Here is a 19951-nt window from a genome sequence, read left to right on the forward strand (position 1 = left end):
CGGCACCCCCGGTTCACCCTGCCCGCCCGGCTCCCCTCGCACCCCCGCGACGCCGATCAGCAGCCGCACCGCGGTGAGCGTAAGCGCGGTGATCGCAATGGTCACGAGCACGCGGGCCAGGGCGGCGGTGCGGGTGATGCCCACGAGATTCACGGCGGTCAGCACCACCACGATGAGCGCCGCGACCGGGCGGTGCCAGCTCACTGGCACCAGATAGGCGGCGATCACCAGGGCCATCGCGGCACAGGAAGCGATCTTGCCGATCACGAAGCACCAGCCGGCCAGGAAGCCCCACCACGGCCCCAGCTGCTCCCGGCCGAAGTGATACGTGCCGCCGGAGGTGGGGTGCTGGGCGGCGAGCTGTGCCGTGGAGGTCGCATTGCACAGCGCCACCCCGGCGGCCAGCAGTACCGCCAGGGGCGCGAGCACCCCCGCGAGGTCCTGAGCGGCGCCGAGGGAAACGAAGGCTCCGGCCCCAATCATCGAGGCGAGGCCGATCACCACGGCGTCGCGCAGGCCGAGGCGGCGGGCGAGGGACGAAGAATGAGGTGTGCTGGTCACACGGCTTTGATCCATGACGAGAGAATCAGCAAACGGGGCAAGGGCGCCTTCAATGCGCGGGGCGGGGTCGAGCACGTGACTCGACCCCGCCCTGCACTCGCCTGCAGAGCTGGTTATCAGTCCGCTTCGGAGAGGTAGGTGACGCCCTGCTCCTCATTCATCCGATACAGGAACGCCGCCGTCGCATCACGCTTCGTCGACGCCGACGGGCGATACGACCCATCCGGCCACCCCGTCGCAATACCCTCCGACTTCATCCACGCAATCTCCTCGGCAAACTTCGAATCCTTCGACACATCCGAGAACGGATCCTCCGTCAGCTCAGGCACATCCGGAGACCCCGCATACCGATACACGAACGCCGCCATCGCATCACGCGCAATCGGCTTCGCCGGACGGAACGTCCGATCCGACCAACCCCGCGCAATACCCTGCTGATACGCCCAGATGATCGCATCGTAATGCTCATCCCCACGCTTCACATCACGGAACGGCTCAGACCGCGGATACGACACCTCCGGCGACCCCGCCATCCGGTACAGGAACGCCACCATCGCATCACGATTCACCGGCTCCAGAGGACGGAACGTCGACGTCCCATCATCCTCCTTCCACCCCGTCGAATACCCCGACTCAGCCATCCACATAATCTCGTCATAGAACTTATCCCCGACATTCACATCAGAGAACACGAGAGACTCGGAGGCCTCCGCCTTCAGCCCCACGACGATCGGGTCGTGATCGGAAGAGCCGAAGGGGCCGGACTCGTACAGGTCCACCGCATTGTTCTTGTAGCGCGCGTAGGTGGTCATCACGGACTCGGCGCCGTTGATCTGCCAATCGGTGGCGCCGGTGACGCGCGCCGCAGCGGACTCATTGGCCAGCACATGATCGAGGGAGCCGACCATGCCGCCGAAGCTGTAGGACCAGCCGTCCGCGTCGTGGGCCTCGGCCATGTTCGTGAAGCCCGCATCGTAGAAGAGCTGCAGCGGCTCCTCCTGGGTGTACGCGTTGAAGTCACCACCGTGGAACACGTCCTCGACGCCCAGGTCAGCGGCGGTCTGATCACCCCACTCCAGCAGACGCTCCGCCTGCTGGAGGCGGGAGGTGCGGGCGTTGCCCTGCACCGGATCCTCCGGCAGGTTCGCGTCCTCCGCATCCTTCGAGCCCTTGGACTTGAAGTGGTTGATGGTGAAGAAGAAGGGCTTGCCCTCCTGGCCCTCCGCACCGAGCGGCGCGAACACCTGGCCCAGCGGCTCCCGGGCGTTGTCGAAGGCCGGGTCGTCGGCGAGGATCTGCAGGTCGCCGACGGGCTTGACGGCATCGGCGCGGTAGATCAGGGCGTTGGTGATGACGTCCTGACCACCGTCCAGGCCCAGCTGTGCATAGGCATCGCCGGTGGGCACGTATGCCCAGGTGCCCTCGCCGTCCTTCGCGTTGAGGGCCTCGACCAGGGTGGCGGTCGCCTCATCCGGGGTCTCCCCCAGGCGTGCAGAGTTCTCAATCTCGATCAGGCCGACCACCTCAGCCTCGGCGCCGGAGATCGCGTCAACGATCTTCGACTGCTGGCGCGCGAGGTCCTCGGCGTCCCAGGCGCCGCGTGGATCGCAGCCTCCGCGCACGTTGGTGCCATCGCCCTCCATGTTCGTGTAGGGCTCGCAGCCGGGGGTGTCCTCACCCAGGGTGGTGAAGTAGTTCAGGACGTTGAACGTCGCCAGCTGCAGATCGCCGCCCACCTCGGCGGGGGCGTCCTGGCGGGTGTTCTCGAAGTCCACACCGTCGGTGTCATGAGACTCCCACGGGGTGGTGACGTTGAGGCGCCACTGGTCGAAGGAGTAGGAGATGACGACGGGCTCGGTGAAAGACGCGGCCGCGCCCACGCGCACCGGCTCTTCCGTGGTCAGCCAGCTCATCGGCTCGGTGGGGTTCTTCTGGAAGTTGGTGGTCCGACCATCGTCCAGCAGCACGAGGTTCTGAGCCTGGGCGTCGTAGTACTCGGTGGCCTCGGCGCCGGGGCGCATGATGTCGCCGGCCTGCTTGAGCGGCTCATTGCCGATCGCGAGCCCCACCTCGCCGAACTTGTTCGTGTTGTACACGTCGGTGACGGTGAAGTCGCCCTCGCCGGGCAGGTAGAGCATGTGCTCGATGCTCTCGCGGTCCTCCTCAGCAGTGGGGAAGCCGCCCTCGAGGGTCAGCGGCTCCACGGCCTCGAGATCCTGCTCGAGCATCTCCAGCCCGTCGGCGCCCACGGCGATCTGGGTGGAGCCGTAGTACTCGGAGACCTCACCGGTCACGCGCACGGAGTCGCCGATGGCGACCTGGTCCATGGTGTCGCGGGAGTAGACGAACAGCGCAGTGGAGCCCTCATGGGAGGAGAAGTCCAGCGCCCCGCCGGTGCCGCCGGTCTGGATGACGTAGCCGTTCAGGCCGCCGGTGGCGTACACCGCGGTGACCACGCCCTCGGTGGTGACGGTCTGGCCCTCGAGTGGGCTGCTCGCACCGGTGCCCTGGATCTCCGCGATCGACACCGGCTCTCCGGGCACCGGATCGGTCGGGTCCTCCGGGTCGCTCGGGTCCTCGGGGTCGGTCGCGCTGCCCGACGGGGTGGGCGTCGGCTCGCCCGCGACGAAGTCGGTCGAGTTCTCGCCGGTGGCGTCGATGCGGGAGATCGAGGTGGTGTTGGAGGTGGCGGGTGCGGGGGCATCACCGGAGAAGGTGGTCGCGCCGCCCCAGCCCACGAGGTCCACGACGGCCGGGTCCTCCGCGCAGGTGGTGCCGGTGCAGGCCAGCAGGCCATCAGCGTCGGAGAGAGCGAACACGCCCTTGGTTCCGGAGACGGCGACATCACCGGTGGCGTCCGGGGTGGGAAGCGCCTCGGTGCCGCCGCTGCCCTGCGCGAGCTGGATGAGGAAGGTGCCGCCGGCGGGGATGACGCCGCTGAGGGTGACCTTGCCGCCGGCCTGGAACTTCCCGGTGGCGGAGGAGTACTGGAGGGTCCAGCCGTCCAGCGAGATGTCCTCCGTGCCGGCGTTCACGAGCTCCACGAAGTCATGGGTGAGGGTGGCGCCGGAGTTGCCGCCGCCGCCGTAGATCTCGTTGATCTGCACATCGCCGAGGCTGACGGTGGCCGCCTGGGCGGTGGGGGCGAGGGCCGGCAGCAGGCTCAGGCCCAGGACGAAGGTGGCCGTGGTGGCGCCGAGACGCTGCAGTCGGGAGCGGTTCCCAGCCGCGGTGGTACGGGTGGTCATGGGGATCTCCTCGTGCGGGGAGTGAGGACGGCGTCAGCCGTCGCGGGAAAGATCAAGAAAAAATAAGGGGGCAAGACGGCGCGGGCCGGGAGCATCGCTCCCGACCCGCGCGCTGGTCAGTCCGCTTCGGAGAGGTAGGTGATGCCCTGCTCCTCATTCATCCGGTACAGGAACGCCGCCGTCGCATCACGCTTCGTCGACGCCCGGGGGCGATACGACCCATCCGGCCACCCCGTCGCAATACCCTCCGACTTCATCCACGCAATCTCCGCAGCAAACTTCGAATCCTTCGACACATCCGAGAACGGATCCTCCGTCAGCTCAGGCACATCCGGAGACCCCGCATACCGATACACGAACGCCGCCATCGCATCACGCGCAATCGGCTCCGTCGGACGGAACGTCCGATCCGACCAACCCCGCGCAATACCCTGCTGATACGCCCAGATGATCGCATCGTAATGCTCATCCCCACGCTTCACATCACGGAACGGCTCAGACCGCGGATACGACACCTCCGGCGACCCCGCCATCCGATACAGGAACGCCACCATCGCATCACGATTCACCGGCTCCAGAGGACGGAACGTCGACGTCCCATCATCCTCCTTCCACCCCGTCGAATACCCCGACTCAGCCATCCACATAATCTCGTCATAGAACATATCCCCGACATTCACATCAGAGAACACGAGTTCGCACGAGGCATCGGCGCTGCCGGTGATCTGGGCGGTGACGGACGTGCCGGTGTCCGGGGCAGCGGTGATCACGGCGGTCGCGGTCTCACCCTCCTCCAGGCACACATCGGTGAGCTCGACCGCGGCGCTCAGGCGACCGGATTCGGCGTCCTTCTCCACCGGGGCGGTGAAGGTGCCCAGCTCACCGAGGTCCACGGTGGCTTCGGTCAGCTCGGGAGCACCCAGGCTCTGGGACTCCAGGCCGGAGATGGTGAGCGTGGAGCTCGGGCCCGCTTCCAGCTGCATGTCGAGCTGGCGCTGCGAGTAGTCAGGGTCCATGCCCTCGTTCGCCGCGAGGTACTCGACGAAGGCGTCCCGGTCCAGCACGCCCGTGTCGGCGATATCAGTGGCTTGCGCCAGGGTCTCCATACCGTCGCCGCCCTCGAAGAGGAAGCTGGCGGCGACGATGGTGTAGGTCGCATCCGGATCGATGGGCTCGCCGTTGACACGCACATCGAGGATGCGCTCGCCGCGCTCGCGCGTGGAGTCGAAGGTGTACTCGATGTTCTCCGAGACGCTGAACGCCAGGAAGCGGGCGCCGTCGGCCGCCCACTGCTCCTCGAGCATCTGGATGAACTGCGCACCGGTGACCTTGCCGGAGTTCAGCGTGTTCCCGAAGGGCACCATGTTGTTGGCCTCGGCGTAGGTGATCACGCCGTCGCCCTCGTCAGCGGCCTGGTCGTACCAGAGCTCGGCACGGATGCCGCCGGGGTTCATCCACCCGATGATCTCTTCGCCCGCGTTGGTGCCGCGCTCCTCGAGGTACCACTTCATGGAGTCGGCCAGCATGTTGCCGGCGGCGGAATGGCGGCCGCGGTTGTCGCCCTTGGTGGTGTTCTGATCGCCCACGGGATCGGAGGGCACGCGCACCCCGTCCTTGTACTCGGCCTTGGAGTCGGCCCAGGAGGTGGTGACGTCATCGGTGATGCTGCCGACCGGCTCCGCACCGATCTCCTCGGCGTCGGCGAGCGCCTGCTCCGCCACGCCGGCGGCGGCGTCGTACACCGGGTTGCCCGCGCAGGCATCCAGGTCCGCACCCTCGGTGGGGATCATCTTCATGCTGTCCTTGACGACGTCCCAGTCCCCGTCGTCACCGAGCTCCAGGGTGACGGAGGCGATGTTCTCGCCGGACGCGCCGGTCTGGATGATCGGCCGCTCCTCGCCGTCCTGGCCGGGAACGGGTGCCTGGTAGATGTACCGGCGGTGAGAGTCACCGTTGAAGATCGCGTCGATCTCACCGGAGGTCTCCGTCACGATCTTGTCGAAGATCGGATCCGTGTTCGCCGGGGCCTCGCCGTCCTTCGCGTCCACGCTCGCGCCCTCGTGGTAGGCGGCGACGACGACGTCGAACTCCTCGCCCGAGGCCTTGAGCTCTTCGAGAGCGGCGTTGACCGAATCCACCGGGTCACGGAACTCGAGGCCCTCGATCGCCGCGGGGCTCACCTTCGAGACCGTCTTCGTGGTCACGGCACCGATGACGGCCACCTTCACGCCATCGGCCTCGATGACGGTGTAGGCATCGTGCAGACGGGTGCCGTCGGCCTTGTAGACGTTCGCGGCCAGGTCCGGGAAGTCGGTGCGCGGCGCGATACGCTCCAGCAGATCCTGCTGCCCCTGGTCGTACTCGTGGTTGCCGATCGCTGCGGCATCCACACCGAGGGCGTTGAGGAAGTCGATGGTGGGCTCGTCATTCTGAATGGCCGACGGGAAGGCACTGCCCCCCACGTTGTCGCCCATCGACAGCAACAGGCTGCGGTCATGCTCGGCCTGCTCCGTGACCACAGAGCAGGCGAAGGCATCAGCGGCGCCCAGCGCGCCGTGGAAGTCGTTGAATCCGATGAGGTTGATCTGGTCACCGGCATCGGCCGCAGCGGCGGGACCGAGGGGGACGACGAGGGTCGAGAAGGCGACCGCTGCCGCCCCGAGGCCCACTGTGGTGCCACGGGCGATGCGGTGCGCGAACGCGTCCGTCATGTTGGCTCCTGGAGAGGGGATCGGGATGTGCACTCATATCTCACCCCATCCGGAGGTGACACGCCCGGCGTTTCCCGAGATCGGTATCCCGGCGTCACCGAGTGTTCATCTGGCAGGGTCGGATACTGTCGTCTCGAACGTCGGGGCCGGGCGGTGCACGCCGCCCGGCCCCGATCGGCTCCGATGTCAGCCGGCGTACTCGATCCCGTTCTCGACCTGCAGCCGATACAGGAACGCGGCCATCGCGTCACGCTTCACATCCTGCAGCGGGCGATAGGTCCCATCGGACCACCCCTCCGCAATGCCCTCGGCCTTCATCCAGGCGATCTCCTTGGCGAACTTCGACGTCTTCGACACGTCCGTGAACGGATCGACGTCGGGCGCCGCGGCGTCCGGCGAGCCGGCGAAGCGGTAGACGAAGGCAGCCATCGCATCGCGTGCGATCGGAGCGGTGGGGCGGAACGTCCCGTCGCTCCATCCGGTGGTGATGCCCTCCTGGTGCGCCCAGATGATCGCGGCGTAGTGCTCGGCGCTCGGCGCCACGTCCGAGAACGGGGATGTCTTCGGCAGCGTCACGGCCGGCTCCCCTGCCAGACGGTGCAGGAATGCTGCCATCGCATCGCGGTTCACCGCGGTGAGCGGACGGTACGTCCCATCCGCCCAGCCGCGGGCCACGCCCGAATCGTAGGCCCACAGCATCGCTTCGAAATGCTCGTCCGACGGATCGACGTCCACGAAGGGCGAGGTGGGGTCCTCCTCCGGCAGGTGCTCCTCCGGAATACCGACGCCTCCCACATGGGTGACGGTGCGGCCGCCTTCCGGGTGGTGGATGATCTCCCACTCGTCGGTCACGGCGCCGGTGGAGTCCTTCGCGGTGTAGCTAAGCGTCCCGTCCTCGACATCGATCAGCTGGTAGGTGGACCGGGATTGGTACGCGGTACGGGGCAGCGCGCCGTTGTCGTACCAGTCGGTGACCTGCAGTGGGTACTGACGGTTCGAGGACGAAGAGGTGACGAACACCGGGCCGGTGTCCTCACCCGCCATCTCCCGCTGCCCGGAGACATAGGCGTGATCGTGCCCGGCAAGGACCAGATCCACCCCGTGCTTCTCGAGGACCGGCTCGATGTACGCCCGCAGCTCCGGATTTCCCCGGTCCGGCGACGAGGAGTACACCGGGTAGTGCATGACCACGATGGTGAACTCGCGCGGGCTGTCCGTGAGGATCTCGTCGAGCCACGCCGCCTGGGAGGTGAGCCAGCGCAGCTCGTCGGCGGTGTTCCGCGGAATGCGGTAGTAGGTGTTCATGGTGACCACCCGGATGTCATCCACATCGTGGTAGTAGACGGTCTCGGCGAAGTGCTCGAAGTCGTCCGGTCCGTTCAACGGCAGGTCGAACTGATCGCGGTACTGCGCTGAGAGCTCACCGGAGTCGGTCGAGCGGTATTCGTGATTGCCCACCACGGGGTTCCAGATCATCGTGCGGGGCAGCTTGCCGGCCGCACGGTTCAGGGCATGCCATTCCGCGGCGGAGTCCCAGGTGTTCACCTGGTCGCCCGCGGTGATGAGCGCACGCGCCTGCGGCCGGTCCTTCAGCGCGGCCAGCGCCACTCGGGTCCAGTGCTCGGTGTGCCCGGTCTGGATATCCCCCATCGCGATGAGGCTGGTGCGCTGGGCGTCCGGATCGCAGGTGGTCACCGGCATCCAGCCGGAGTAGTTGGTCCCATCGCCCACCCGGTAGAGGTAGGTGGTTCCGGGCTGGAGCCCTGTAGCGGTCGCGCTGTGATGGGTGTGCTCGTACCCCGCGCCGCTGTCACGCGTGACGGAGTCACTCGCATCGACGGTGACGGTGTCGAAGCCCCAGGGGTTCGCGGTATCCGCTGAGACCTGCAGGTGGGGTGTCTGCACCTCGGGGGACGTCCGCCAGGTGACCGTGAGGGTCGTGGTGTTGTCCTCGGTGGGGTTCAGGGTGATGTGGTCAGGCTGCAGCCCGGGTTCTGAGCCGGCGGCTCGCGCTGCCGGATCCAGCCCCAGCACCGCGGCGGTGCCGAGTGTGCCGGCGCCCAGCAGGGTGCGGCGTCGCAGGTGGAGTTCACAGGTGGTGGTCATGACAGTCTCTCCTGGAGTCGTTTCGGGGGTCTGCACGGTTTCTGAAGGGGTCAGTCGGCGCGCTCGATGCCGCGCTCAACCTGCATCCGGTACAGGAACGCCGCCATCGCATCGCGGTTCACGTCCTGCAGCGGCCGGTAGGTCCCGTCCGACCAGCCGGTGGAGATCCCCTCCTCCTTCATCCAGGCGATCTCCAGCGCGAATTTCGAAGACCTGGAGACATCGGAGAACGGATCCGTGCTCGGCGCCGAGACTTCCGGCGAGCCCGCGTACCGGTACAGGAACGCCGCCATCGCATCGCGCGCGATCGGCTGCGTCGGACGGAACGATCCATCCGACCACCCCGTCGTGATGCCCTCCTGATGCGCCCACACGATGGCTGCATAGTGCTCATCTCCCGGCTTCACATCCGTGAAGGGCGACGATGCCGGAAGGTCCACCGCGGGCTCTCCCGCCATCCGATACAGGAAGGCCGCCATCGCGTCTCGGTTCACCCCCTCCAGCGGGCGATATGTGCCGTCGGCCCAGCCCTTGGCGATCCCCTCCTCGTAGGCCCACAGCATCGCCGCGAAGTGCTCATCGGACGGGTCCACGTCCACGAACGGCGAAACCGGGGCGGGCGCTTCGGCGACCGGGAATGTCACCGTCAGGGTGCGGGCGCGCTCCACGTCGTTCACGAGCACCGCGACCGTCGCGAGGGTGGTCGCGTAGCCGCCGGTGAGCTCGAGGTCATCGGTCAGTGGCACCACCTCGCCGTCCACGATGGCGCGGTCCAGCACCGTGACCTGACCGCTGCCGTTCACCGCCACCGCATCAGCGGCACCGGCATCCTGCGCATCGCCCAGGTAGGCACCGTCCTGAGCGGACCAGCGCACGGACACCGGCCAGGAGGCCGGCACGGAACGGTCGTCCTGCAGCACCGAGGCCTGCAGCTGTGCGACCTGACCGGGGCGCAGTGCCCACGGGCCCAGGATCTTGATGTCCTCGACGAAGGGGTTGACCTCGACGTCGAGCCACGTGCCATGGTTGTCGCGCCACAGCCCCTGCGAGGGGTCGATGCCCAGCATCGTCCAGCCCGAGAACCCGCCGCGCCCGGGGGTGGAGCTCGGGGACTTGCCGGCGTTGCCGTTGACGACGTGGGTGACACCGTCAACCTGGTAGACGTCGAACGCTCCCACCCCGGCGCCGAGCACCACGGTGGATTTCCCAGCCGCCTGCAGCTCCGCGGTCCACTTCTCGATCATCGCCGCGTCCTGCGGGTCTCGCAGCGCCGACTGATCCAGGATCGCATCGCGCGTGGGGTGGTGCATCGCGAGCACGACACCGGTGATGGAGTCGTCCTCGGCGGCCGCGTCGAGCTGTTCGCGCAGGAACTGCACCTGCTCCGGCATGTGCGAGATGATGTACGGCGCCGAGTTCAGGGTGATGATCCGGGTGCTGTCCACATCGGTGACCGTGTACAGGTCGCCGAACGCGTCCTGCCACGGCCCTAGGTCCTCGGCCTTCATCGCCTCATGGTTGCCGGGGACGTACTGCCACGGGATGCCGGAGTCGCCGAGCTCCTCATCGAGCACCCGCTGGGCGAGCTCGATATCGTCCACCTCGCCCTCGTCGACGAAGTCGCCCAGGATGATGATCCGGTCCGGCGCTTCGGCGACGAGCTCTCGTAGGCCCTCCCGTGCGGTCTGCACGAGTGCTGAATCCGGGTTCTCTCCCACGAACTGCAGATCGGAGATCACGGCGATGCGCAGCGGTTTGTCGTCGACCGATCCGGCCGGGGAGACCGCGGGGTCGTGGTAGATGGTGCCGCTGGGCATTTCGACCTCGGGAGCGCCGTGCGCCACCAGATCGCTGAACGCCACGGAGCCCTCGTACTGCTTGCGCGAGCCGGTCTCCATCAGCCGCACCCGCTGCAGGGTCAGCGGATAGGCGGTGCCAGCGGGGATGTCGAAGCTGACGGTCTGCCAGCCCTCAAAGGTGACGTACTGCGGAGCGGAGGCATTCACCTGGACGGTGGAGCCGTCACCGGCGCGCATCTGCAGGCGCGGCCAGGCACCGGTGCCGTCGCCGCGCATCTGCATGGTGATCCGCGTGGGCTGGCCCTCGATCTCGATCCCCCCGCCGGGCGCCACAGCGTAGGAGCCGCGGGTCCCGGTGGACTGGGTGAAGTCGTGGTTCAGCTCGATCGCCGTATCACCCTCCGGATCCTCAACCACCGCCAGCGAACCGGTGGCGCGATCCGACGCATGCGTCCACTGCGCGGCATCGGCCAGGTCCGTGATCGGAGCGGAGGAGGAGCCGACGGTGACCGGAATCTGGATGCGATGCTCGCCGACCGTGAAGGTCAGGACCGTGGAGCCGGAGTCGATCGTCGCACCGATGACGAGGGTGTTCCCGTCCAGCGGTTCGACGGTGTATCCCTCGGGGACGTCCACGTCGATATCGCGCACATCGATCGGAGCGGCGTATCCATCGCTGTCGTAGCCGGTCAGGGCGAGAGTTCCGGTCTGGTCGGCGTTCTCCAGGCTGATGGTGAGGGAGGAGGAGGTCAGGCGGGCCAGGTCGCCCAGGACCTCCATATCCAGCGTTCCTTCGGCGCCACCGCCGCTGACGCGAACCTGCACCGGACCGCGGGACGCTCCGGTGACCACACCGTCCGCATCCACGCTCGCCCGCGTCGCGTCGTCCACGCCCCACTCCTCAGGGCTGCCCTCGACCGGGGTGAGATGGTCGTCGACGCCGCGGGCCACCAAGTCGCGATGCAGGCCGGGGAACACGCGAGTGGCCCCATCGGCCGCCGTGACCGGGCGCACCCGGAAGGCATCCAGCTCCCCCGTCCCGGGGGTGATGACCACCCCGATGCCGTTGCCGTCGCTGCGCTCCTTCCCGTCGGAGGGGTCGTTGCGGACCTCCGGATCCTTCTCGCCGGGCTCGCGGGCGCTGAGGGTGGTGGAGCCGCCGCCGTCGAGGTTCAGCGCGGTGTGGGAGCCCAGCTGGGCCATGAGCTCGCCGAGCTCGGTGAGGGTCATGCCGCGCGAGTCAGTGCTGCGGCCGTCCACCACGGCCAGCACCAGACGACGCCCGTCCTGGCTGACGCCGGCCGCGGTGCGGGGATGCGCGTTGGGGTCCTTGCTGACGACGGCGGCGCCGTCCTGCACCAGGTATGCCCCGGAGCCGATGCCCACCACGGGGTTCGCGAGGTCGGTGAGGATCGAGTGCTCGATCTGCACCGAGGCGCCGTCGGGGAGGGATGCGAGCACATCGGCGGCGGGCCCCGGCCGGGCGGCCACCACACGCACGCCCTCGGGGATCACCTCGTCCGAGACGGGCTGGCTCCGCATGACCTTGCCCTGGGCATCGACCCACACCTCGATGCCGGACGCCGCAGCGTCGTCGTTGCGGGTCAGACGCTGATGCTCGCCCCAGTGGTGGGTGAACAGTGCCACCTCATCGCTCTCGATACCGAGCGGGTTCACGCCGCCCAGCATGAGGGTTTCGCCGCCCGCGACCACGCTGCCGCGGGTGATGGCCTCGGTGATCATGGCGACGTTGTCCTCACTGATCATGAGGGCGTTCGGAGCACCATCGGAGGACTTGATCAGACCGTCTTCCTCGTCGAGCCCGATCCCAATCGGCGCGCCCGAATCGTTGATGTCGAAGAAGTCGCCGTTGACCGCGGCGGCGACGCCCTGGGAGGCGTCGGTCAGCTCCGTGAGGGTGCCGGTGTCAGCCACCTTCCCGGTGTAGAGGTAGTCCATCGAGACGGCCTCATGCGAGAGATCGATGTCCAGCACGGCACCGCGCTGCCAGCCGCCCGGCTCGAGGCGCTCCCACTGCGTGAGGACCACCCCGGGGCCGATGACCGTCTCTTCCTGCTGGGTGACGACCGCCCGGCCGCCCATCGTCAGGTCGAGGTATCCGTGTCCGCCGACGATGCTGCCGGGCTCGACATCGGTGTCCGGGGCGCCCGCGGGCAGCGCGCCGGGGTTGTCGGCCACGGCGACCATACGGGGGGCGAGGGTCGGCTCGTCGACCTGGGCATCGGGAGCGGCCGGGTCTGCGGGCGCCGTGACTGTCGGCTCCGGGTCCGTGCTCGGATCGGCGTAGGCGAGGGGACCGTAGGCGCCCAGGCACCCAGCAGCCAGGGCGAATGTGGCCAGAGAGGCGAGGCGACGGCGGAGATCGAGGTCGAAGATCGGGCGACGAGTGCTCACGGAGGATCCTTCGCAGGGCAGGACGCAGCTCGTGCACCGGGCGCGACGGCGCGGCAGGGCACGAGCGGGCGACGGGGGATGGGAGGGAGCGCGGCTTTCCTGGCGGACCTGGCGGACCGCGCATGACCAGTGAAGACGACGCGCGTGACCGGTGGTGATCCCTTCGGTGAACACCATGCGACCCCTTCCGGGCCCCCACACGAACACAGGCCGACGGCGCTTCGCTACGATCGGGAGGCCGCACTCTCCCACCGCCCTCTCCCGCCGCTCTCCCAACCTCCCCGCAGGAGCCCGCCATGGTCATGCCGTTGTTCAGCCGCCGCCCCACCGTGCCCGCGAAGGACGGCGCGAGCTGGCCGCATGTGATCATCATCGGCGGCGGCTTCGCCGGGGCGCATGCGGTGATGGCGCTGCGGGATGTACGAGTGCGGGTGACGCTGATCGACCGCAATGTGTACAAGACCTTCCAGCCGCTGCTCTACCAGGTGGCCACCGCCGGGCTGAACCCGGGGGATGTGACGATGTTCCTGCGCGGGCTGAGCCTGAAGGTGCCCAATATGCGCTACCGCCAGGGCGAGGTGGTGGGCGTAGATCCGCAGCGCAAGGTGGTGCGCCTGGACGAGGGGCAGGAGGCCCCGCAGGAGCTGGCCTACGACTACCTGCTGCTCGCCAACGGTGCGACCACGACGTTCTTCGGCACTCCGGGGGCTGAGGAGCACGCGATGCCGATGTACACCCGCAGCCAGGCCCTGGCGATCCGCGACCGGATCTTCTCCGAGCTGGAGCGCTCCTCCCGCGAGGCTGCGCCCAGCAGCGACCGCCTGCACGTGTGCATCGTGGGCGGCGGCCCCACAGGCGTAGAGATCGCCGGGGCGCTCGCCGACTTCCGGCAGCAGGAGCTGGACATCCTCTACCCCGAGATGGATCCCGGCACACTGCAGATCACCGTGATCCAGCGCGGCCAGGATCTGCTCAAGGGATTCGCCGACACCTACCGCGACTACGCGGCGCAAGAGCTCGAGGATCGCGGGGTGCTGCTGCGCCTGGGGCATGGCGTCAAGGAGGTGGGCTACGACCACGTGATCCTCGATGACGAGCGGGTGCTCGAGTCCGATGTGACGATCTGGGCGGCCGGGGTCGCGATCGCCGAGGACGTGGCCGACTGGGGTTTCCCGCAGGATGACCGCGGTCGGATCATCGTCGACGAGCATCTGCAGGTGCAGGGCTTCCCGGGTGTGTATGCGGCCGGGGATGTGGCCGGCGGGGAGCATGCCCTGGCGCAGCTCGCCCAGCCCGCGATCCAGACGGGGCAGGGGGCGGCCCGCTCGATCGCGGCGGATGTGGCCGGGAAGCCCGCCCGCCCCTTCCGCTACCGGAACCTCGGCACGATGGCCACGATCGGCCGCCACGCCGCGATCGCGGAGCTGCCGTTCCCGCTGATCAAAGGGCTCTCCGGCTCCATCGGCTGGTTCTCCTGGCTGGGTGTGCACATCACGAAGATGATCGGGCACCGCAATCAGCGGGCAGTGGCGATGAACCTGCTGTCGCTGTACGGCGGCACACGCGCCACGCATCAGCCGAACCCGGTGGTCGGCGAGGTGGATTCGGTCGAGGCCGCGCGCGTGTTCGAGGCGGAGGCCCAGGCGCGGAAGTTCGGCCGCGGCGCCGGAGCCCGCGAGGACTCTGATCAGGTCATCGAGGGGCGCGACGGCGAGGCGCCCGAGCCGCGATGAGCGCCAGGAGGCGGTCCACGTCCTCCCGCAGAGGGCCGGCGGGGTCCGCCTCCCGGGCTTGCTCCGCACCGTCGGCGTTCTCCGGTCCGACGGGCGGTGCGTACAGCGCGTCGCTGCGGGCGGCGGCCAGGCGTGCGGCGGCCTCCCGATCCTGGGGGCCCACGGTGATGCCGCGCGCGGCGATCTGATCCAGCAGCTCGCTCAGAGCCACGGAGGGTGGCAGCGCAGGATCGAGCTGGAGCCCCCGGGCCCCGCGGCGGGCGGTGGCCTGCTGGATCTCGCCCCAGGCCAGCTGGGCGGCCTCGCGCCGGCGCGCCTCGGCAGGCCCGTCGGCCGTGCGCAGGTCAGCCCAGGTGTGCTCGCGGGCGGCGCGGGCTCGCGCCCGGGCGGCGAGCCAGCCAAGGGTTCCGGCGAGCGTGGCGAGGGCGAGCAGCCCGCTCCCCCAGGCAAGGCTCGAGCCCTCACGCCGGGGCCCCGACTCCCCGTCGGCACTCCCCTGCGGTGTCGTCGTCTCCTCCGCGCTCGTGCTCGGGTCCTCGGACTCGGACTCCTCACTGGTCTCGGACTCCTCGGGGGCCTCCGGAACCTGCGGCTCGGGGGCGGTCGTGGACCCGGCATCCGGGGTGTCCGGCTCGGGCTCGCCTCCCTCGGGGGTGCTGAGGGGTGCGGGCTGGATGGCGCCTCCCGCGGCCGCCGGGGTGGGTTCGAAGCGCACCCAGCCGATCTGGGGGCCGAACCACACCTCCGGCCAGGCGTGCGCATTCGCGGTCGTGACCACGTACTCGTCCCCGTCGGCCGTGCCCGGTGTGAAACCGATGACCACCCGGGTGGGGTAGCCCTGGGCGATCATCATCAGAGCGAAGGTCGCGGCGAACTGCTCGCAGTACCCGATCCGGTCCTCGAGGAATGATTCCAGCGGGTCCTGCCCGGGCGGGGTGCGGACCGTGAGGGAGTAGCCGAAGGAGCTGCGGAAGTACTGCTGGAAGGCGAGTGCCGTGTCGTAGGCGGTGTCGGCGCCCGTCTCCTCGACGACCTGGGCGGCGAGGTCGGCGGCGGGCTGCGGGACCTCGTCGGGGTCGATATAGCCGCTCTCGAAGGGGGCTGCGAGCACCCCCGGATTCACGGCGCGCAGGTCATCGGGGGTGAAGGGGTTCGTCTCGGCCCCCACCCAGTACGTCTGTCCTGAGAGGGTGAGGTTGCGCCCGGAGACCAGGATTTGCCCGGCCCCCTGCCGCACGTACATGGCGTTCTCGAGCCGCGGCTGATCGGCGGCGATGGCGCGCACCGCATCGGGGGTCGGCAGGCGGCCACCGCCCATGTCGGTGGGCTCGATCGAGTAGTTGACCAGCTCGCCGCCCCCGATCGGAGAGCCGGTATCGCGTGCCGCGGAGAACTCGCTGCCGAGGTCGTCGTCGGGATGCGTCGCGCCATCGGCGGTGAACGCCTCCCCGTCGAAGCGGTTCAGAGTGTTCATCCGCAGATAGGAGGGTTCAGCGGCGTCGGTGGAAAAGCGCAGCACCTCCGTGGAATCCGGCTGCAGGAGACTGCGGCGCACCGAGACGTCATCGTCGATCATCACCGGTCCGAGCGCCGGCCCCACCCCCGATCCCTGCTTCACGGTGTCCAGGTTCACGGGGAAGCGCGTGGCGGTGAGGACAGGCAGACGTTGGGCGAGCCCGGGGGTCAGGGCCGCCACGAGGCCGACGCACAGCGCCGCCGCCCCCAGGGTCAGTAGCGGGCGAGGCAGTGGCCCGGCCTGGGGGCGAGGATCGCCCGCGAGGTAGCGCGGATCCCCGTGCAGGGTGCGGGTCAGCAGGATCAGGGTGGCGCCGAGGATTGGGCCGGTGACCGCCCAGCCGGTGACGCCGCCGGGATGGTGCAGGGCCGGCAGCGCGATCGCGCCCAGCAGGGCGAGCGCCACTGGGGTGTGCCAGCCCAGGTCCAGGTAGGCGAGGTCCAGGATCAGCACCAGCAGCGCCAGCAGGGCGACGACGAGCACGGTGCCCGGGCCCTGCAGCTGCACGGGCGCCACCCCGGTGGCGAGCTCCGCGATCCCGGCGCGCAGAATCTGTGGCTGCGCGGCGAGCAGACCGCGCAGTCCCTCGGCACCCTCCAGCAGCCCCTGGCTCAGTTCGAGCCAGGCCAGCAGAGCGACGACGAGCAGGCCCTGCAGCACGGGGACCAGCAGCGGTCGCGGCACGATCACGCGCAGCACCACCCCGCCGCCGATCACGACGACGGACGGCAGCAGGATCCGGGCGAACCAGGCGCCGTCAGCGATGAGCAGATCCAGCGGCGCAGCAGCCAGCAGCACCGCGAGCATCAGCAGCAGCGCCCTGCCCACCAGGTGCGCACCGGTCAGGGCGGGGCGGCCCAGCAGGGGGCTCATCGGCGCACCTCATGATCCGGTGCGGTGACTGCCAGGAGGGCATCCAGCGCGTGGCCGGTGCTGCCGCGCACGAGCTCCCAGGCCCCGAGGCAGCCGCGCACCGGCTCGGCTGCGAGCTCTGGGGCCGACGGGTCCGCGGGCTCTGAGGCAAGGGCCAGGGCGATGCGGCGGGCGGCGCGGCCGGCGTAACGGTCGAGGTCCAGGCCCGCGAACGGCTCCCGGTCATCGATGCCGAGGGCGATCGCGTAGGCGGTGTGCCCGGCGGCGTGGTCACGTCCGCGTCCGCTCGCGGGGTCGTCGTCGAAGCCGGTATCGGCGAGGGCCAGCAGGCCCGTGCGGGCGGCGAGGGCATCGGCTTCGGTGCGCAGCGGGGAGCCGGTGCTGCGGCCATCACGCCCGGGGGTGCGGGTGATCTCATCGCCGGAGGCGTCCAGCACACGGGTCTCCCAGCCGGCCTGGCTGAGAGCCTGCAGGAGACTCGCCGCATGGGAGACCAGGCGGTCCTCGAGGGCGGGGGTGAGCGCGGTACGACCGGTGGTGTCCAGGATGATCACGGCACTGCGGGCGGAGGCAGGCTCCTCCTCGCGGGTCATGAGGCGGCCGGTGCGGGCGCTCGCACGCCAGTGGACGCGGCGGATGTCGTCCCCGGTGGCATAGGGGCGGGCAAGGGGCCCGATCTCCCCGGGTCCGGCCGCGCCGTGCGCCTCCGTTCCTGCCTCGGCGGCGATCCCGGCGCGGCGCAGGGCGGGGGCGCTGATCTGCTCCACGGCGGGCAGGCCGATCAGCTGCAGGTCATCGGTCTCGGTGCGGCGCAGGTGCAGCACGCCGAGGAGGTCGCGCACCAGGATGCTGCGCGGCCCCAGGGGGTGGGTGCCGCGACGTTCGACGGCGAGCAGGTGGTCCATGCGCGGCCCGAGCGGCAGATCGCCCTGCCCGCCGAGCGCCGCCGGGAGGTGCTCGCGCACCACGCCGCGGCCGAGCGGCAGGATCGTGATCGGGGCGCGCGCGGCCAGGCGCAGCCGCACCCGGGCCGTGCCCCCGGCGGGCACGGCGTCATCGAGCAGCTCGCGCCGCAGGTGCAGGCCGGGGCTGATCACGGCCATGCACAGGGCGCCGAGCAGCAGAATCAGCAGCAGCGCGGCGGCGATCTGGCGGGCTGCGACCAGGCCCGTGATGTCACCGGCAAGCCACAGCAACGGCGCGGCCACGGCCAGGACGATGCCACGGCCGGTGGGCCGCAGCACGGTGCCGGGGCGCGGGGTCACGTCTGCGGGGTGCTCACGAGGACCTGCCGCAGCACATCGCCCGCATCGGCCCCGCGGGAGAGGGCCTGCGGCGTCAGGTGCAGACGGTGGCCCCACACCGGCATGATGACCTCCGCGACATCCTCCCCGGTGACGAAGGTGCGCCCGGCGAGCGCAGCATGGGCCTTCGCGGCGCGCACCAGGTGCACGGCCGCGCGCGGAGAGGCGCCGAGCGCCACCTGCGGATGCTGCCGGGTGGCGGCGGCCAGGCGCACCACATGATCCAGCAGCACCGGGGAGGTGTAGACGTGGCGCACAGCGTGCACCTGCTCGGCCACCCGCTGCGGAGTGGTGCGCGGGGTGATCGCATCCAGCAGGTCCCGGTCCCCGGTGGGCACCGGCGCGGTCTGGGCGGCGAGCATCCGCGCTTCGGAGGGGGCCGACGGGTATCCCATCGAGGTCTGGGCGAGGAAGCGGTCGCGCTGTGCCTCCGGCAAGCGGTAGGTGCCCTCCATCTCCACAGGGTTGGCGGTGGCGACCACCATGAACGGCTCGTCCAGCGCGTAGGTGGTGCCGTCGACGCTGACCTGCCGCTCCTCCATGGCCTCGAGCAGCGCCGACTGGGTCTTCGGGGAGGCGCGGTTGATCTCGTCAGCCAGCAGGATCTGGGTGAACACGGCGCCGGGGCGGAACTCGAACTGGCCGCTGGCCTGGTTGAACACGCTCGCGCCGGTGACATCCCCGGGCAGCAGGTCCGGCGTGAACTGGATGCGGTGGCGCTTCGCGCCGAGCGCTGCGGCGAGGGACTTGGCGAGCATGGTCTTGCCCACCCCGGGGATGTCCTCGATGAGCAGGTGGCCCCCGGCCAGAAGCACCAGCACCGCGGTACGGGCGGCCGCCTCCTTGCCCTCGACCACCGTGGTGATCTGGGCGATGACGTCATGAGCCGCCTCCGCGATGGCCGTGGCCTGCGGCTCACTCAGCATCGGCACCTCTGCCGCCCGATCGAGCATTCCCGCGCCTCCTGCCCCGCTGTGACGTCGATGTTCACAAAGAATTCTTCTTCCATCCGGGCTGGGGCTCCACCTGCGCCTTCCCGGTCCGTACAGTATGACGGGTGGTTCCCGCCCGCCGGGCGGTTCGTCGACACAGGAGAGGACCAGAGATGAGCGCGCGAGGCTGCACTGCACCGATGCGACGGGGGGCTGCTGCCATGCTGGTAGCCGCGTGCATCGCGATGCCGACCTCGGCGAGCGCTCTGGCGACCTTCCCCGCCGAGCCGCAGCAGGAGCTGGGCGACTGTCAGGGCCAGCCGACCTCGGTGAGTGTTTCGCCCGACAGAGTGAGCGTCGGTGAGACCGTGACGATCACCGGCACGTGCTTCCCCACCCGTGCCTCAAGCGACCTGAACGTCAACACCCCGAGCGGTCCGAAGCCCCTTCCGGTGACCACGGACGGTTCCGGGTCCTTCACCAAGACGTTTACGACGGAGGAGGCGGGCTCGCACACCGTCACCGTGGTGATCAACGGCGAGGACGCCAACGGCAGCTTCGAGGTGCTCGCGCCGGAGGATCCGGGCGAGGACGAGCCCGGCGAGGACGAGCCCGGCGAAGACAACCCCGGCGAAGACAACCCCGGCGAAGACAACCCCGGCGAAGACAACCCCGGCGAAGACAACCCCGGCGAAGACAACCCCGGCGAAGACAACCCCGGCGAAGACAACCCCGGCGAAGACAACCCCGGCG

9 protein-coding genes and 1 pseudogene are annotated in these 19951 nt (G+C 69.5%); 2 read left to right on the forward strand and 8 right to left on the reverse strand.

Annotated features, from left to right (window positions below):
* The 5 genes from MU407_RS11690 to MU407_RS11720 all read right to left on the reverse strand — a co-directional run.
* Positions 1 to 561 (reverse strand): amino acid permease (locus MU407_RS11690; RefSeq protein ID WP_348648029.1); only part of this gene is annotated, 561 nt, incomplete at its 3' end.
* A 116-nt stretch (positions 562 to 677) separates the two neighbouring features.
* A complete protein-coding gene (locus MU407_RS11695; protein ID WP_281507883.1) occupies positions 678 to 3809 on the reverse strand; it encodes an ExeM/NucH family extracellular endonuclease in 3132 nt (1043 codons plus the stop codon).
* Positions 3810 to 3925: 116 nt separating this feature from the next.
* A complete protein-coding gene (locus MU407_RS11710; RefSeq protein WP_246957691.1) occupies positions 3926 to 6520 on the reverse strand; it encodes a 5'-nucleotidase C-terminal domain-containing protein in 2595 nt (864 codons plus the stop codon).
* Between the two features lie 186 nt (positions 6521 to 6706).
* The gene (locus tag MU407_RS11715; protein WP_246957693.1) at positions 6707 to 8626 is read right to left on the reverse strand and encodes an S-layer homology domain-containing protein; all 1920 of its coding nucleotides are present in this window, start codon (positions 8624 to 8626) and stop codon (positions 6707 to 6709) included.
* A gap of 50 nt (positions 8627 to 8676) precedes the next feature.
* Complete coding sequence (locus MU407_RS11720; protein ID WP_246957695.1) at positions 8677 to 12840, reverse strand: phosphodiester glycosidase family protein; 4164 nt, start codon at positions 12838 to 12840, stop codon at positions 8677 to 8679.
* Positions 12841 to 13136: 296 nt separating this feature from the next.
* On the opposite strand from MU407_RS11720, the gene MU407_RS11725 reads away from it, so the two are divergent.
* The gene (locus tag MU407_RS11725) at positions 13137 to 14573 is read left to right on the forward strand and encodes an NAD(P)/FAD-dependent oxidoreductase (protein ID WP_246957697.1); all 1437 of its coding nucleotides are present in this window, start codon (positions 13137 to 13139) and stop codon (positions 14571 to 14573) included.
* Here MU407_RS11725 and MU407_RS11730 read toward each other — a convergent pair.
* Genes MU407_RS11730 through MU407_RS11740 form a run of 3 tightly spaced genes read right to left on the reverse strand, consistent with a single transcriptional unit; the run spans position 14533 to position 19219 of the window.
* Complete coding sequence (locus MU407_RS11730; protein ID WP_246957700.1) at positions 14533 to 16962, reverse strand: transglutaminase domain-containing protein; 2430 nt, start codon at positions 16960 to 16962, stop codon at positions 14533 to 14535. The two genes, MU407_RS11725 and MU407_RS11730, sit on opposite strands and share 41 nt — an antisense overlap.
* Positions 16959 to 18227, reverse strand: coding sequence for a DUF58 domain-containing protein (locus MU407_RS11735; RefSeq protein ID WP_246957702.1), 1269 nt, complete (start codon positions 18225 to 18227; stop codon positions 16959 to 16961). Before MU407_RS11735 ends, MU407_RS11730 begins: the two co-directional genes overlap by 4 nt.
* A complete protein-coding gene (locus MU407_RS11740; RefSeq protein ID WP_246957705.1) occupies positions 18224 to 19219 on the reverse strand; it encodes a MoxR family ATPase in 996 nt (331 codons plus the stop codon). The genes MU407_RS11735 and MU407_RS11740 overlap by 4 nt, the downstream gene beginning before the upstream one ends.
* Positions 19220 to 19419: 200 nt before the next feature.
* On the opposite strand from MU407_RS11740, the pseudogene MU407_RS11745 reads away from it, so the two are divergent.
* Positions 19420 to 19951: pseudogene (locus tag MU407_RS11745) on the forward strand (hypothetical protein); the annotation flags it as partial.

Origin of the sequence: Brachybacterium sp. Marseille-Q7125 (assembly GCF_023062615.1) — a bacterium.
Taxonomy (GTDB): Bacteria; Actinomycetota; Actinomycetes; order Actinomycetales; family Dermabacteraceae; genus Brachybacterium.